The 17,638-nt window shown below is 34.4% G+C and carries 13 protein-coding genes and 1 tRNA gene; 8 read left to right on the top strand and 6 right to left on the bottom strand.

The window, feature by feature from the left end:
* Positions 1–381 precede the first annotated feature (381 nt).
* Positions 382–4,881: an AAA family ATPase gene (locus tag LB454_RS11485; protein WP_224464817.1), complete on the top strand. Its 4,500-nt coding sequence runs from the start codon at positions 382–384 to the stop codon at positions 4,879–4,881.
* 216 nt (positions 4,882–5,097) lie between these two features.
* Here LB454_RS11485 and LB454_RS11490 read toward each other — a convergent pair whose 3' ends face one another.
* The gene (locus tag LB454_RS11490; RefSeq protein WP_224464818.1) at positions 5,098–6,522 is read right to left on the bottom strand and encodes a DUF5689 domain-containing protein; all 1,425 of its coding nucleotides are present in this window, start codon (positions 6,520–6,522) and stop codon (positions 5,098–5,100) included.
* Between the two features lie 18 nt (positions 6,523–6,540).
* A complete protein-coding gene (locus tag LB454_RS11495) occupies positions 6,541–9,414 on the bottom strand; it encodes a TonB-dependent receptor (protein WP_224464819.1) in 2,874 nt (957 codons plus the stop codon).
* A 114-nt stretch (positions 9,415–9,528) separates the two neighbouring features.
* Here LB454_RS11495 and LB454_RS11500 point away from each other — a divergent pair, with 114 nt between their 5' ends.
* From LB454_RS11500 to LB454_RS11510, 3 genes are all read left to right on the top strand, one after another.
* Positions 9,529–10,647 (top strand): endonuclease/exonuclease/phosphatase family protein, encoded by a 1,119-nt coding sequence (locus LB454_RS11500; RefSeq protein ID WP_224464820.1) that lies wholly within the window; start codon positions 9,529–9,531, stop codon positions 10,645–10,647.
* Between the two features lie 65 nt (positions 10,648–10,712).
* Positions 10,713–10,937, top strand: coding sequence for a hypothetical protein (locus LB454_RS11505; RefSeq protein ID WP_224464821.1), 225 nt, complete (start codon positions 10,713–10,715; stop codon positions 10,935–10,937).
* Between the two features lie 5 nt (positions 10,938–10,942).
* A tRNA-Arg gene (locus LB454_RS11510) sits at positions 10,943–11,014 on the top strand.
* A 245-nt stretch (positions 11,015–11,259) separates the two neighbouring features.
* Here LB454_RS11510 and LB454_RS11515 read toward each other — a convergent pair.
* From LB454_RS11515 to LB454_RS11530, 4 genes are all read right to left on the bottom strand, one after another.
* Complete coding sequence (locus LB454_RS11515) at positions 11,260–11,628, bottom strand: hypothetical protein (RefSeq protein WP_224464822.1); 369 nt, start codon at positions 11,626–11,628, stop codon at positions 11,260–11,262.
* A gap of 280 nt (positions 11,629–11,908) precedes the next feature.
* Entirely contained in the window at positions 11,909–12,244 is a 336-nt protein-coding gene (locus tag LB454_RS11520) for a hypothetical protein (protein WP_224464823.1), read from the bottom strand.
* A gap of 69 nt (positions 12,245–12,313) precedes the next feature.
* Positions 12,314–12,610, bottom strand: coding sequence for a hypothetical protein (locus tag LB454_RS11525; protein WP_224464824.1), 297 nt, complete (start codon positions 12,608–12,610; stop codon positions 12,314–12,316).
* Positions 12,611–12,755: 145 nt separating this feature from the next.
* Positions 12,756–14,099, bottom strand: coding sequence for a hypothetical protein (locus tag LB454_RS11530; RefSeq protein WP_224464825.1), 1,344 nt, complete (start codon positions 14,097–14,099; stop codon positions 12,756–12,758).
* Between the two features lie 900 nt (positions 14,100–14,999).
* Between LB454_RS11530 and LB454_RS14220 the strand changes: the two genes are divergently transcribed.
* From LB454_RS14220 to LB454_RS11550, 4 genes are all read left to right on the top strand, one after another.
* The gene (locus LB454_RS14220; RefSeq protein WP_224464826.1) at positions 15,000–15,284 is read left to right on the top strand and encodes a helix-turn-helix domain-containing protein; all 285 of its coding nucleotides are present in this window, start codon (positions 15,000–15,002) and stop codon (positions 15,282–15,284) included.
* A gap of 335 nt (positions 15,285–15,619) precedes the next feature.
* Complete coding sequence (locus tag LB454_RS11540; RefSeq protein ID WP_224464827.1) at positions 15,620–16,009, top strand: hypothetical protein; 390 nt, start codon at positions 15,620–15,622, stop codon at positions 16,007–16,009.
* Positions 16,010–16,257: 248 nt separating this feature from the next.
* Complete coding sequence (locus tag LB454_RS11545) at positions 16,258–16,884, top strand: hypothetical protein (RefSeq protein ID WP_224464828.1); 627 nt, start codon at positions 16,258–16,260, stop codon at positions 16,882–16,884.
* Positions 16,885–17,317: 433 nt separating this feature from the next.
* Positions 17,318–17,638: a helix-turn-helix domain-containing protein gene (locus tag LB454_RS11550; RefSeq protein WP_224464829.1), complete on the top strand. Its 321-nt coding sequence runs from the start codon at positions 17,318–17,320 to the stop codon at positions 17,636–17,638.

Genomic DNA, 17,638 nt, shown 5'->3' on the forward strand with positions numbered 1-17,638 from the left:
TGGTTTTTCAAATGTAGTAAAATATGGAATCAAAAAAGGACATGCATTTATCACTTACTTTCGACTAAGTTCAATGGTTTTCAAGCTGCATTAAAAGAAATTGAATTCCAATAGCTAAGTATAAACTGTCTTTATTTTTAAAAGTTAAGGTTAATCCAATGCTTACCCTACCTTCGCTAGGCTCTACCAATCTTCTTATCTTACAATTTCAAATTCTAAAACTGTTACAAAGGAATAAAAGGCTTAGAAAGTAAACACTGATAAATTAATTAAGTGTTTAGACCTCACAGTCCCCAAAGCATTGGGGACTGTGAGGTCTTGTAAGTCTATTCATGCGACAGTTTTTTGTACTAGGATTCAAAACGGAAAGCATCAAACTCAATGAAGATAAAAAACGCCCATCAAAATAACCTTAAGAACTTAGATTTAGAAATCCCTGAACATCAACTTATTGTGTTGACTGGTTTGTCTGGATCTGGGAAATCCTCATTGGCGATGAATGTAATTGCCAATGAAGGTTACCGCTATTTTCTGGAAAGTATGCCTGCTTACAACCAGCAAAACGGACAAGCTATCCCTACTGCTGAAGTAGACGAAATCGAGGACTTGCCGCCCGTCATTAAAGTGGAACAGTCAAAACGCTTCCAGTCCATCAATACTACTTTTGGAACGCTTTCGGAATTGACGGCTATTTTCAGGATTCTATTTGCTCGGTATTCCGCAAAGGAAACTATGAGCAAATCGCTATTTTCCTTCAATCATCCCAAAGGCGCCTGTGAAGTATGCCGGGGGATTGGCGAAGCTGAATATATAGATCTGAACAAAGTCATTGGTGATGAGAACAAAACCTTAAGAGAAGGCGCCATCACCACCACTTTACCTAACGGCTACATTGTGTATTCACAAATTACTGTAGAAGAATTGAATAAAGTATGCAAAGCCCATGGCTTTCACGTCGATATTCCTTGGAAGGAGCTTTCAGAAGAACAAAAAGACGTAGTCTTGAATGGTAGCGATCGCCTCAAAGTATTCTATGGAAAACATGGCTTGGAATCCCGCTTGAGGTGGTCTGGAATTAAAGCCAAACCAAGGGAAGAGGGCTATTACAAGGGCATGCTACCCATTATGCAGAATATTTTAAGACTAGATAGAAACCCAAATATTCTAAAATTCGCTAGTTCTAAAATATGTCCTAGCTGTAAGGGTGGACGTATTAAAGCAGAACATCTTGAATATAAGTGGAAGGGTCAAAATTTTAAGGCCTGGATGGATTTAACGCTGAACGATCTGTATGATAAGTTAAATGCATTGAAGCTCTCTAGTGGAGAAACGTATTTAGTTCATAAAATACGTATTCAAGTTTTGGATCTGATTCGCCTGGGTATGGGAAGCTATCGCCTAAGTACGCCTAGCCTGGACATTTCATCGGGTGATGGACAACGCATTAAGCTCATCAATCAGGTCAACTCGAGATTACAGGGTATTTTATATGTATTCGATGAACCTTCGATTGGTCTTTCAGCAGATTATCAAAGCTATTTAATCCATATTCTTAATCGACTTATACAGCGAGGAAATACAGTGATGGTGGTAGAACACGATTTAGATTTCATAAAAGCTGCAGACTGGATCATAGAGCTAGGTCCTAAAGCTGGGATAAATGGCGGAGAGGTAATCTTTAATGGAGCTAAGGAAAATTTCCTGAAAGCTAAACATCTTGAGAGCCCCACCTTATCTGCTTTGGAATCGAACATTTCAAATATCGATAACTACAAGAAGGGTTCAAAAAAAGTATCTGCAGAAAGCTTCCAGCCTCAAGCGAATACACTTTCGGTCATCAGCCATAAAACGCCTAAGCTTGTAGAACGCATTACTAAATTTTGTGAAAATGAAAATTTAAACCTCCTCACTGTTACTGACCAGCCCATCGGGAAAACTCCCCGTAGCAATCCTGCAACTTATACAGGTTTAGCGGATAAAATTCGAGATCTACTGGCGAAAACTACAACTGCAAAATCCAGGAAGCTAACCAAAAGTTACTTTTCATTCAATAATCAAAAAGGGCGTTGTGGCACATGTGAAGGTGCTGGAGTCATTACACTATCCATGAGCGCCATGGGTACAATTAATCAGGTGTGCCCCATTTGCAACGGAAAGCGTTTTAAGCCTGAAGTGCTTGACGTCAATTATAAAGAAAAAAACATTGCAGATATTTATAGTCTTAGCATTGAAGACGCCTTTGCATTTTTTGAGGGTGAGAAAAAAATCACAGAAATTCTGTCTTTAATGAAACAGCTGGGTTTAGGTTATATCAAACTAGGTCAACCTTCCAATACCTTGTCGGGAGGTGAAGCCCAACGCATAAAACTCACCAAGCACTTTGCTAAAAGGTCAAAACAGACACTTTTGGTGCTGGAAGAACCCAGTATAGGACTGCATTACCAAAACATCAATCAGTTGTTAAATGCTTTAAATCAGCTAAAGCAGCAAACTGCCGGTATACTTTGTTTTGAAAATCATTCTCTTTTTCAAAAGCATTGCGATATCTGGGTTGATAATGCTTTAAAGGTAAAACCCATTGAGCTAAAAACTGAAAAACCTCAGCAACAAGAGCATATTTCGATTCGAGGAGCACGAACTCACTCGTTAAAAGATTTGGATCTCAATTTTCCTAAACATCAGCTTTCAGTAGTCACGGGTGTTTCTGGCTCAGGCAAATCTTCTTTGGTCATAGACACCATACATGGGTTTGGTCTGCAAGAAATGACAAAGCAATTTTCAGCATATCAGCAGTCGAGAGTTGGAGTTAATTTTCAGTTTGAAGTAGATCATATTGAAGGTCTCACACCTAGCATTTGTGTGACGAGAAAACAAAAGAATCACGCTCAGCGTTCAGATATCGCTAAGCAAACCGGAATAGATAAGCTGCTGCGTTTTGCGTTTTCCAGAAAAGCACACTATGAAGGAGAAGAGCTGTCTGCCAGCCATTTTTCAAACTCCCATGAGTTAGGAAAATGTGAAGTTTGCGAAGGCCATGGGCAAGAATTACTTCCAGACCTCAACAAGCTTGTTTTGGATGAGGAAAAAAGCATTGCAACAGGATTGTTTGCACACAACAAAGCCATTGGATATTATGGCGACCCTAAAGGGCAGCATATGGCTATTTTGAAAAAGGTTGGTGCGAGTTATGGCTTCGATCTGAACACGCCTTTTAAAGCCTTAACGCCCCAACAAAAGCAAGTATTGCTTTATGGAACAGGTGATAAAATCTGGGAGGCTGACTGGGTTTACCAAACTAAAACACGTCAAGGAACTCAAGCGCTAACCATGACCTGGGATGGTCTTTTCAGCTATTTACAAGATGAATATTTGAAAACTCGAAAAAACAAAAACATCAGCCAGTTGACGGCTTTATTTTCTTATCGGGAATGCAATCATTGTAAGGCTAGTGGCTTAAAACCCGAACGTTTAAAATTTACTATTGCGGGAAAATCGATAAACACCATCAAGTCGATGAATTTTAAAACCCTGGAGGTTTGGATATCAAAACATGCTGATGCTAAAACAGTAGATGGAAAATTACTTGCCAAAATTGAAACACACCTCATCAATACGATTACCAGAGCTAAAGAACTCCATATTGATCACTTGCAACTCAACCGAAAATCGACTAGCCTTTCTGGTGGCGAAAATCAACGTTTGGCCTTAATTAAGCAATTGAATAGCCCTCTAAAAGGAATTACTTATTTATTAGACGAACCTTCTGCAGGATTATCTCAAGAAAACATTCCCGACCTGATTCGCATTCTGAAAGAACTAATTGAGAAAGGAAATACGGTCATTGTCATCGAACACGATAAATCCATTATTCGGGCAGCAAATCATATTGTTCAAATCGGTCCTAAAGCAGGACAGTCTGGGGGTTATATCACCTACCAAGGTGACTTTGAAGGTTTACTACAACACACAGACACCCACTCTTTTCTTAAATCACCAAGCAAAACAAGGCAACTTAAAGCAGCAAAGACACACATCAACATACAAAATTTAGCCAAACATAGCTTAAAGAAAAGTCACTTAGAATTACCTATTGGCGGCATTACAGCCTTAACAGGTAGATCTGGGGTGGGAAAAACTACTTTGGTCAAAGACATTCTGATACCAAGTATAAATAATAGTCAACCCGTAAATTGCTCAGCCATAGATTTTCCAAAGGCCTACAATGGGGCGCATTATTTTGAACCTAAAAAACTTAGAGCTTACGCCAGTACCTTAGTAGTGTCTTATTTGGATTTCCTAAAAGTAATCACTAGCGTTTTTGCCAGGGAAACCAAACTGAAAGTCAGTGACTTTTCCTATAAAACCGAAAAGAGTCAATGTCCAAATTGCAAAGGAAAGGGATTTTTAGAAACCAGTCTGGACATCACAGCTAACTCGATTGAAACCTGTGAAGTCTGCCAGGGCAAGCGTTACCAGCAACATATCTTAGATCATAAAGTAAAATCCAAGCATGTTGCTGAGGTATTGTCCATGAACATTCTAGAACTAAAAAAATGGTTTACAGGTTTTAAGGTACCAGAAAAGACTATAAATTTTATAAAGAGTTTGGAAGCCATAGGGTTAGAACATCTCAAATTGGAACAGACCGTACTGTCTTTATCCTCTGGTGAAAAGCAGCGCCTATTGCTTTTGAACTGGTTACAGGATGCTCCAAAACATGAGCTCTTTGTTTTAGATGAACCGAGTACAGGTTTACATTATGCAGATATTGACTTACTCTACACTATTTTGGAAAAACTTAGTGTTGATAATGATATTTTAGTGATTGAACACAATCCCTATTTACTAGAGAAAATAGGGGTTGGCTTGGTTTTAAAATGAAACACAGGTGAAGAATGACCCCATAATTACCGAAAGCATTCTTGGAATGAATCTGACTCTAACATGATAGAAAATGCTTTGAAAATGCTTTTTGCTGAGACTACAGGTTACGATTAAGTTTTCAATCTAGTAGAATGTGGGTATGAAAGGGCATAAATAAAAAACTGCCCTGCGGTAGCAGGGCAGTTTATATGGAATAAATATTGGAATAGTAGTTTACTCTACATTGATGAAAATATCATCTAGCTCATAGGTGCCATCTTCGCTCTGTGCTCCACTCCCTGTATACCTAAAAGCAATATGCCCACTTCCTTCAAAACAAGACATATCTACGAGTCCGGAACTTACCCAGTCTTCAAAGCGCACACTGTTTGCAACTATTTCTGCATCATCAATTACTCCCCATTCTGCACTACTAATGCCTTCTTCGGTTCCATCCCAATTTACAGAGTAAAGAACTTCCATAATACTTGCATCAGAGAAACTATTGGAGGTTTTGAACTCCAAAGTAATTTTAGAGTTTGCATCTACCGGAATTTCTGGAGTGATGAGCCAGGATATAGTGCTATCGTCTCCGGAATTAAAAGATCCTACCCTTGCAGATATTCCTAAAGACTGGTTAGTTCCATTATCCACAAAAGCTTCCCAGGCTTCTGAGCCTGCTTCAATATAGTTTGTCCAGCCAGGTATACTTACGGGGGAATTAATATTTTGATCTTCAAAATCCACATTGATGAATTCACTGGCAGCTGGGGAATCTGCTAAACCACATGAAAAAATAAGGGGATCACAACGCTCGCCTGTCATATCCACATCTTCTGGTGAATTAATATAAAAGGTGAAAAATTCACCAAAAAAATCTCTTGTAAGAACACCTTTCAGAGATCCGGATCCTGGAGGTAATGAGATACCCTTAAAATCAGCAAATGTACTAGTGCTAAAAATTAATTCATTAGAGCTTAAACAGCTTTCTAAAATACGTTCACCATCAAAACTATCTCCCGTTTCTGACGCATAAGTAGCTGATGAATTTTCAGAGAAATAAATTTTAGAAAACTGAATATCTGTAAGTTCAACATAAGTATTCACGTCTGAGAAAGTTAAGTCTGAAAGTTGACGTTGAGCAGGAATTACATTTGCAACAAGTGTGTCTCTCAAAATTATATCGTCAACAAAAGATTCAGGTATTCTGGCAATATCAATGCCATCTGCAATACCTAATCTTGGCTCATTTCCTTCTCTTTGCCCAACAGACAATCCATCTAATTTTATATAAACCTTTCTGCCAAAATCAAATTTTGTAAATAAAGGATTTAAATCCACTTGAACAGCTATACCATAGGTTGGATTCTCTGGTTTATCTTGAATTATAAGTTCTCTAAAAAAGTTACCAGACTCATCATTTGAAATCACATATGCTTCAACAACGTCATTCGAATTTTCAAACGTAAATGGTCCATTATCATTTTGGGCTAAAACACCTTCCAGCACGGAAAGGCTCACAATATTACCTTCAATACTCGGTGGAGTTTGTTCAAATTGAGGGGCATCAAAATCATCATCTTCTACGCAAGAAGAAACAGATACCAACATTCCAAATCCTAAGAATAGGAAAAATAGTTTTTGATTAAAAATTTTCATCGTCTTCATTTTTGTTTTTTAAAATCTTATGTAAGCACTCAGGTAGTAAGTAGTTCCAAATCCAAAGAAATATCTATTACCAAATAAAGGGCCATTTTCTCTACTAAGGTCCTCTCCTCGTGTTCTAAAATTACTTGTTCTTGATTGTTCAAATCCTCCAGTTTCATATTCTTTGTCCAGGATATTATTGATGACAGCAAAGAAACCAACAAAGTAATCTCCAACTTTCCAAGACTTACCTCCAACTACGTTGACTAGAAGGTAATCGTCAAATCGCTCTTGTTTCAAAATATCTTTAGCAAGGTTTTCATTGTAATCGTTATATACTATGCCATCGGTGTCCAAAGCAAAATTGTCTGACCTTAACAACCCACTCGGACTGATATATGAATGAGAAAAATGATTTGCTGTTACCCCAACATTCCAAAATTCTGGATCCCTATATTCAAACCCAAGCTGAAACACGCGCTCTGGCCCACCAGGTACTCTAAGGTTTTTCATGTCTGTCTTACCATCGCCAAACCTTAACTGCATATCTGGGAAGTTTTGGCTTGTCAAATAAATATCTGGATTACTATCGTAGATATAATGTCCAAAGGAACCCGCAGCTTTTAATTTGAGAGTAGGTAGGACCTGAGCTTCAACTCCAAATTCAACTCCATAGTGCAGTCTATCAATTCCTGTCATTACCTCTTGCACAAAAGCATTGTTTTGATTGTTTGAAGATGGCAAACCTGTGAGTTCTTCTGTATAATAGAATCCTACATTCGTTTCGTCCTGGAAACCTGTATAGAAACCAGTAAGTCTCCCACTCAAAACTGGAGATTTATAAATGTAGCTTAAATCAGCAGACTGAATTTTCACTTCTGTTACCCCATCTACAACATCTCCATTCTGCCTCGCATTACTATATGAATTTTGAATAGTTGGAGCATTTTGGTAATGTGCGGCATTTAATGTAAAAACATTACGACCCGATAATCTATAGGTGGCTCCAGTTTTAAGAGCATAAGTTGTAAAGTCAAGTTCCTCGCCAGGACCAAATGATCGTTCTCCTGGAAAAAATCCATTTTCATAAAGCCCCGTTCTTTGATATATTGTTTTACCGAAACTTAATCCAGTAAAGAAATCAATTCTTTTGTATTGAAATTGAGATTGAATAAATCCATCATAGACCTCCGCATTAACTTTATAATTGTATTTATAGCGATCTCCCTCTTGCACAGTTCTGTTTGGATTTCTTCGATCAGATTGAGCTAAATCTGATCCTAAACCAGAAATTAACGAGCTTTCTTCTGCAAAAAAGTCAACGTCAAGAAAGCGTTCTCCTCCAAGTAGGTCTTCCATTTGTGCAAAATTCTCGCTTTCTAGTTTTCTGTAATTCAAACGACCATTCAAAGTGATGTTTTCTGACACACTGTAATCTATAATAGAATTGGCCATAAGCTGTTTATCCTCAACTCTGTCCGATTGTATAGCATATGTTGAATTTCCACCTCGATTTTGATTCAAAAAATTTGCGAAGTAAACATCATTCCAGGGAAACTGACCATCCCTTTGAAAATCCTCTCTAGCTAAATATGCACTTTGGAAATCCAAAGGTGTAGGGTTTGGATCTCTTAAAAAATAACTAGGAAAGTTTTGATAGTAGATTGGGGAGGGATTCCTCGCTCCACCCAGGAAAGACTGTTCTCCTGTATTTGAGTCTACGAAAAGTCTTGTTCCGCCATTATCTACTCTAGTCGTTGAGAAGAAACCAAACTGATAGCCTACATTAGTATTGATAGAAAGTTTTTCATCGACATCCCAATAATGGTTTAACATGAAAACCGGTTCCTCAGTTTTACGAATTCTTGAATTTCTTTGAACACCATTTAGTCTACCCCAGTTAGGATTATATTCTATCCCTTTCAATTCTACTGCTTCTTGTGTTACAGCAGTTCCCATGCCTCTTCGGTTTGGGGCATAAAATCCTGTAAAATTCAAGCTGTGCTTGTCATTAATTCTTTTTTCTACAGACAACGAAATCGAATTGGCGTCATAAAGTGTCCCTTCCCTAAACCCTTCTTCTCCAAATCGTCTAGATAATAATAGAGAGTATGACCAGCCGCCATTTAAAAGGCCAGAATTATAACTCCCCATTACTCTGCCTTGATAACTTCTATTGGAACTCGCATAAGAAACTCGTCCTCCTTTTCTCATTTTGGAAGCTCTCATTATGATATTTGAAACTCCTGCGACATCACCAATTGTATAATCATTTGCTGAAGCACCCATAGTGAACACGCGATTTCTTTGCACGTCATTCAATCCTCCCCAATTAGCCCAGTTGGGTCTGCCAGAAAATTGCTTGTTCATTTCCAAGCCGTTGATTAGGACTTTACCGTTAGCATTATCCAAGCCTCTAGGATTGAAAAATGCAGCACTAAAGTCAAAAGCAGCAGCTCTCAAATATGTATCTTGTGAGGAAGCCAAAAGACCAGATATATTAAAAGAGGAGGCGTCATCTCCATCCAACTCATCTTCTGATAATGAAATGGTACCAATTTGTCTATTTTCTTCATTGATATCAACTTCAATCAATAAATCTCCGAGATTAAGCGTTTTACCTTCTTCTATAATTATTGGATATCTCTTTACTTCATAATTGGTTCTATTTACCCCCAAAATTTGTTCACCTAATGGTAAATTTTGGTTGATGAACGTGAATTTTCCCTGGGCATCAGTAAGAACTTCAATACCTGAATCTTCGATACTAATCACTGCTCTTGGCACTGGCTCTTCGGTATCAAAATCCAAAATCACTCCAACTACATTGGTTTCTTGAGCATAAAAACCTAGGCTACAAAACAATAATAATAGCGTAAAAACAAAATTTTGGCATCTATTCATAGTCTCAATATTATCTTAATGTTAACATAAAACTGTTAAGGCGATGCAAATGTATTTAAATTATATTTTTGTATTTCAAGAAAATAAAAGACTTTACATTAAAATAATATTAGCATGATTCAGACCTTGAAATTTCAAACTTTTCTACTTGGATTTTTATTCTTAATTGCCGGTTGTAGTTCAACTGAGAAAGCTTCAAATAAGTCATCTAAAACGGATGAATTTTTAATAAATACCATCGCGTTTTATAACTTAGAAAACTTATTCGATACTGAAGATGATCCTGATAAATTTGATGAAGCTTCACCAATTATGGAAATGGCAGAAGGTGAAAGGGAAGAGGTTTATAAGAAAAAGGTAGCTAACATGGCAAAGGTGATAGCTGATATTGGCTCTGATGTAACAGGAATGCCAGCAGCTGTGATTGGAGTTTGTGAAATTGAAAACTTTCAGGTATTGCAGGATGTGGTTAATGATAAAAGATTATCACCATACAACTACGGAATCATACATTACAACTCACCGGACGCAAGAAGTATAGATGTTGCTTTGCTTTATCAAAAAAGAGTATTTCAGCCAACTCACTCAAAAGCTCATGAACTTGTTCTTTATGATAAAGATGATAGAAATAAACGAAAGTATACCAGAGACCAGCTTCACGTTAAAGGAAAACTGGATGGAGAGGAAATGCACTTTATTGTAAATCACTGGCCTTCCAGAAGTGGTGGTGAAAAGAGAAGTCGGCCAAATAGAGTGAATGCTGCAAAACTCACTAAAAAGTTACAGGACTCAATTCAAATGGAAGAACCCTATGCTAAAATAATGATTATGGGAGACTTTAATGACGGGCCTTATAACGAAAGCATTAAAGAAGTGCTCAACGCTAAGGAATATTCTGATGATTTAGGAATCACAGACATTTATAACCCGTTTGAAAAATTACATAAGAAAGGGGTTGGTACTATTGCTTGGAGAGACACTTGGGATCTTTTTGATATGATAATGGTAACCAAGCCTCTGGTAAACAAGAAGGACTATAATTCCTACACACTATATCAAGCGAATATATTTAATCCATATTATTTACAAAATCCAAAGGGCCGTTACAAAGGTTATCCTTACAGGTCCTTTGCAGATGGAGGTTTTACAGGTGGTTACAGCGATCACTTCCCTGTTTATCTCTACCTTATCAAAAAGAAATCAGCAAAGACAGAGGTAAGCTCCAGTAACTAATTTGCATTTATTTTAATAAATATTTTACAGAACTGTCGAGTATATCGTTTAGTTTTAAGTAAAAAATGAAAAATCCAGGTATACCCTTACTAATTCTCACAACCTTAATTTTAATTTTAGTTACCGTTTTCGCATCACTTGGACTTGCCTTTTCATGGGTGTTTTACCTTACTGTTTTAGGACAAGCCACATTGGTATTTGCAGTGTATAAGGTGTTAACCGATGATTACCATACTGAAAAGACCTTTAAAGACTGGTACGAGGACCACCCAGAGCCACACGATGACTAGACTCAGGCTCCGTAGTTCAATGGATAGAACAAAAGTTTCCTAAACTTTAGATCTAAGTTCGATTCTTAGCGGAGCTACTTTTGATTATAAAACCCTTATTTTCAGTATATTGTGAAGATTTCTGAATTTAGTATGTACTAGTGATTTTGAAAAAGTGGTCAACAAGTGGTCAACATATTTTTAGTTTTATAGATTTTTATTTCTCGTTGTATAGATTAATTATCATTTCGTTTTCTGTCACATATATTAAGAAGTAATATGATTCATTAAAAGCTATATCTAAATGACCGACTATGATTATTAAATAAAAGTCTTCATCATCTCAAAGACCTAAAGCCTTAATTCGAGCGATTCTATTTTTCATGTTTGCTTTATGAAATGCTTCTTTAGTTGTCCTTTCATCATCCCAAATAATATAATGTGTAAATGTAAAATCATCCCAGTTTATAATTTCGTCATCATCCTTTTCAGTTGTGTACACATGTTTATCGAAATGTTCGAATAATTCTTTTTCAGAAATTCGGGTCATTTCAAAATCCCCGGGATAACCACACCGATAAAGCTTATTATCATAATAACATATGGTAGTAAAATACTGCGAATCCTTGTATTCATAAGTCGTTTCAAAAACTTCTTTTCTTTTTAAAAGTAATTGAATGTGTTTTTTAAGTGCTCTTTTTGAATTTTTCATTAGTTATCTGATTTAAAATGATTTATAAGTTTAAATTATAGCTTTTATTTAAAATTTAGTTTACTCTATATTGTATCATTTATTCTTTGAAAAAGCCTAGTAGTACAACATATTACTCTTATAATCTTTTGTTTAGCTCTTGTTTTTAAATTATAGAATAAGCGATACATTTTATATCTTTACAATCTTCTCATTGGGTTCATTGATTTTAAGTTTTTTCATATTTATAGTAGAAAAGATTCAATTCCATTTCTATATACTTATTTGAATATCTCAAGCTTTAGTTAAAAATTTGATCAATTTTTAACTTTCTAATCTTTTTCTTCCATTCGTCGAAGTTGTAAAATTTATCATTTAGAAAGTACTGACACGCCCCATTCCATAGAATTACAGCAGGACCATCTTCCCGATGGCATTTACCATTTACATTCCATTGTTTACCACCAGCTGCGAATTCAATCGCTGGTCCATCTTCTCTATGAAGTTTTCCATTTGTCCACCATTCTTTAGTACCGTTAGGAAATTCTACGGCATGACCATTTTCTCTATGCTTTTCACCTTTATGATTTGTCCATTCTTTAATTCCATTATCATTTATTCTCATTGTTGATTTCATCTTATCTTTTTTAATATATTTTTATTTAAATTAATCCTCTTTTAATGATTCGGGTTTACATCATCTTCTTTACTTTTCTGTGCTAATTGAATCTAATTCCAGTACAGATTCATAGTAACGTATGTTGCTATTAACACTACTCCTATTAACATCGTCTAAATGAATGGTTTCGATAACTATCCCCTCTCTGTCACGAATAGGATACCTCATTCCGCCATTTGCCCACATGTAAATGTTGTAATCATCTTCTAAAATTTCGAGAATAGGATAGTAACTATTATTTTTTCCTTCATCAACCCATTCTTTATGAGCTTTAAAAGCTGCTACAATTCCTTTTTCCAATAGTTCTTTTTTTACTTTTAACATAATTGTGTTTTTTAAAATTTTAATATTAAATTCGTAAGTCTCTCTTACACACTGCAAATATAATTCACATAAAAAGGTTTAATTGTAATTCTGCAATTTTGCAGAATCCTATAACCACCATATTTTTAATTTTACATTTATGTTGTTATTTAATTCTCACGTTTAACTTCAACTTCAAGCACACGTCTTTCATTATCCCCTTAACCTTTTCAAAGTTTACGTCCTCGACCATTAGTTCATCAAATACATATATGGCGAGTATGCCTGAAGACGAACATCTCTCAATAATTTCAGTCATTATTTTAGTCTCTAACTTGAAGAGCACCCTGGATGTGTTTTTATAAGTATTTTGAAGTTTGTCCTTAATAACCTTGTCTAAAATTTCTTGATGATTCTCTTTATAAAAGTCATACACTGGGCTCTCTTCCATGTATTTTTCGTTCTTGTTGAAAAATGATAAATGTTCAACTTTAGCAATCTTCACTAATTCTTCGAATTCAAAATCTTCGTACTTTTTTTTCTTCTTTTTTAAAAATTCAGCAACAAGCTCGTGAGTAATAACTTGATTATTGGCACCCCCAAACTTTCGAAATATTAGATTTGGATGAAAACATGAAAAATCTAAACTCACTAATTTATTCCCAGTAGATTTTACCTTAAATAATTCACGTATCAATAATGGCATCAGGTTATACTTTGTTGTGACTCTATAACCCGCATTCTCTCCCCCTATTTTAGGGATATTAAAGTTATCCCTCAGTAGTTCGAACAGCTTTATGTAATCTTCAACGTAGACGTATTCAGCCACACGTTTCTTTTTACCTAATGTCTTCAACTGCTTCCCTTTTTTGTTTTTCCATTTTTTCCTTGAATAGCTCTGTAAATGAGCTTTAACTTCCTGTGTATTTGGCAATTCTATTTTATCTAAATTCGATATTTCATTTTTTGCAATAATACATCTGAGTGACTCATCTAATTTTTTTCTAATGTTTCGCTTATGTAATTGTTGGGCATACTGAGAATTCAATCCATATCTATCAAAAGAAGATTTGTAATACTTATCATGAATCTTATAAGAAGTGGACTTTACATTCATTTTATGCCCTAAGCCCTTCTCTATATAATTATGTTCTATTAAAAGATTTAGAATCAACCTGTATCTGGTTGTATCCTCAATTCCAGTTCCAATTTGCTTTTTCAGTATTCTACCATTGAGTTGGATATATTTATTATCTACATAGTTATCATTGAATTTAACCTCTCTAAGCCATGTGAATGTGAAGTTCGATAACAGTAAATAAATGAGCTCTAAGGCTGCTTCTCTATCTTTATGGATATTTGTAAGGTCTGTGGTTATTAAGTCCTTATTTATATCTCTTATGAGGTTCTTGGGTAGCTTAATGATTGCTTGCTCTTCTTTAAGTATGCTTAAAATTTGACTTGAACAGTCAATGTTTTCATCTTCCAGTATTTCTTTTAGGTTGTTCATATTTTATCTGTTTTTTTATAAGCTTTCCGTTTTTCTCAATTAAAGGGTAAACAGACCTGGGGATAATTACTTCCCCAGGAAACCCATAGGTGTTAAGAACCTACACACTATATATTCAAGGTTTTAGCTTTCCTACATATGTTATATGAGATTTAATGAAAAAGTTTAAAAAAAAATTCAGAACGCCTTTTTTAGGAAAAGGCTTTATTTAAAAAAGGGGGATAATTAGGGGTAATTATATTTCAAAAAGACTTTAAGCAACTACCCATCAAATAGTTACCATTAAAATCTTTTAATAAAACAGGAACAATATGAATGATAAGACAGATTCAGATTAGTAAATACAGAAATTTGGTTTGGAAATGTCAATGTACTCGGTAGTACTCAGGCTAAAATTCATAAATATTAATCATTCTAAACTGCTTTATTTAAGCCCTGTCGAGCTTTTATGAGTATCTAATACAATTAAACTACAAACCAATAAACCTTTATTACAAGGCTCATATTTAAACTACTAAAAGAAGGGGGGATATTTTCATTCATTTTCCTCTCAACACCTATAAGTAAAGCGATTTAATGATCAAAAGAAGGAACAATATGAAGGGATAAGAAAGATAAAGTATATAAATAGAAAAATTTGGTTTTTTACTCAAGTTTTAGTCTTTGCTGTTGTCTTACTAGTTTATCCTCTAACACTAATCTAAATGAGTTGCTAGCCCCCGAGGCGCAGCAACGTTTATATTTATTAATCACATCTAAGTCCAGACCACTTACCCATCAGCATTTACAGGCTTTTAAAGGTGCAATCACCCATTAAATATAAAGTTTTTTCAAAATATTTTGCAACATCACTAAACAAAAGTGCTGTTCGTGTATATAACTATTAAATAAATATATACAATGAAAATAAAAACGAAAACAAAGAATGCCTGGATAAATAAAAGGTTGTCGCCAAAGGAATTAGAGATTATTAAAAATTCAAAAGAAATTTTCACTATCGATAAAGCATGTTCCTATCTATCAGTCAATAGAGCTACACTGTATCGATGGACAAAAAAGGGATTAATCAATCAATATAGCCTAGGCGGTAGAAAATATTATTTGAGGCAGGACATACTACATAGTTTGAAGAGGCACTCATCAAAACCTGCCAAGAGACAGTTAACCAATATTCAATTACCCTAAAATCAGATTTTTGAAAGATAAAATATGTGGCTTATACAAATTTTGAATAACATATTTCGATAATCTGCAAAATTGCAGAAATCCAAACAGAACTTTAAACAATAGGTAATTTTACAGCGTGAAAGACTATTAACGCAGTATTAGACAAAAAATTAATATGAAAAGATTAAATCAAAAAAAATTAAAACAAAATTACTGTCACAAAGAAGTGATTGTTATTGAAGTATTAAATCTTAAAAGGATAAGGTTAATAAGGCACATAATTCCACCCTGACTTAGATGGATTACGCTGAGATTAGAATATAAACAATAATAAACAATTTAAAAAAAATATTATGAGTGAACAAGAATTACAACAGATTTGGAAATTTACAAGACACATTAGTAGACAATCAGAAAAAAGAGTTGAAAACACTTTTGATTTAACATTCGAAGTATATAAATCAAAATTATTAATGGATAGAGATAGTTATATCATGACAAAAAAAGAAAGAATTTTCTTTATACACTCATTTTGGGGCTATAGAACTTATAAATCAAGAGTAATGGAAAAAAGATACAGATGCGGTTGGGATATAACAGATTTGGATGATGGACTGATTAAAAAATTGAAGAAAAAAAATTGGGATACAACAAATTTAAAAAGGACTTTCGATAAGGTTCAAGCAAATCCCGAGTTTAAAAAGGCGAAAAGGAATACAAAGTTAGCTGTTATTTTGGAATAGGATTCCAAAGTCTTAAACAAGAGAATGAAATCTTATTAAAATATACCAGGATTTCATTCTCTGACTTAAGGTCATTGACCTTGATTTTAATGTCAAGTCAATTCTACAATACAAAAATTTAAACTTCAGTGGGTCGAACCTTTGAAACTAAAGTGAAAATAAATAAAGTCATCGTAGGAAATCGAGTTTCACAAAAACATTCTTAGATAACAATAACAATAAATAATTAATAATATAAAATTTTAAACATGAAAAAAAATAAAATTGTTTTTAGTAAAAAAATAATGGATGGTGTAAATGCATTTTGGATGCTACATGATGGGGAAACACCTCATAGAGAAGATGGACCAGCAATTAAATACGAAAGCGGTGGTGTAGAATGGTGGTTTAATGGTGAACCGCATCGAGAGGATGGACCAGCAATTCATAGAGCTGATGGAAGTAAAGAATATTATCTTAACTATAGATGTTATACTGAAGATGAATATAAAAAAGAAATGAAGCTTAGAAAGAAAAAAAAATTAACTTTAAAACAGAATTATGCAGGTTACAATTTAAAAAGGTGGGAAATTTTCCCAAGAATGTATCACAATCAAAATGGTCCAGCCATTGACAATGATAATGAAGAAAAGTGGTATTTATTTGGTTTACTACACAGAGAAGACGGACCAGCATTAACTGATAAATATTCACGACAATGGTATATGCATGGCAAACTACATAGAGAGGACGGTCCAGCTTATGAATCAAGAGTTGATGATTTCAAAGAATGGCGCTTAAATGGGTACGAGTATTCAGAAGAGGGCTTTCACATTGAAATAAAAAGAAGAAGAAGGTCCAAAATACTCAATGACATTCTAGACATTCAAGTATAATAAATTTAAGTAATTTATTTGGCAATTATTTTATGAAAATACTTTCTATCAATAAGCTTGGACAGTATTAGATGACTATACCTAAACATGATATAACAAACCTTGAATTAAAAGGCAGTTCGGCAAAGTTTATGGTTTTTGATTGAAAAAATTAGTAAAGAGAAATTCATTAAATAATTTAAACAAATGTAAATTAAATAGTTTTTACACCTAAATAGGGAACGACATCGTTTATAGTCAATAAGGTTATAATTGATTTAGTTCCCTAATTTAAGGTTATCTATTAATGCATTCATTATTTTTCAGCTTGTACCCGATTTAAAAGAAACTTTAATCATGAAAAACAAAAACTAATTTCTTTTTAGTAGTTATTCAAGAAAAATTTAATTTTCTATAATTAATAAACTATTTTTGTCAAAATATGACAAGTCCTATGAAGACAACATTTGGAGAATATATACGACTTTTGAGGAAAGAGAAGGGATTAACTTTGACTCAACTTGCAGCTATGCTAGATTTAGACTCTGCTAATTTGAGTAAAATGGAAAATGGCAAGCGTGATTTTGATGAAAAACGTTTAAGTAAGCTAGCCAAAATATTTAATATTAATATAAATGAATTAAGAGATGAATATATCACTGACCAGCTAGCAAAGCATATTATCAAGACGAAATGTACTAAGCAGTTATTAAAGGTTGCAGAACAAAAGGCTGAATATCGAAGAACACATCACAAATCACTTCAAACACAATAA

This window comes from Psychroflexus montanilacus (assembly GCF_020164535.1).
Classification (GTDB): Bacteria; Bacteroidota; Bacteroidia; order Flavobacteriales; family Flavobacteriaceae; genus Psychroflexus; species Psychroflexus montanilacus.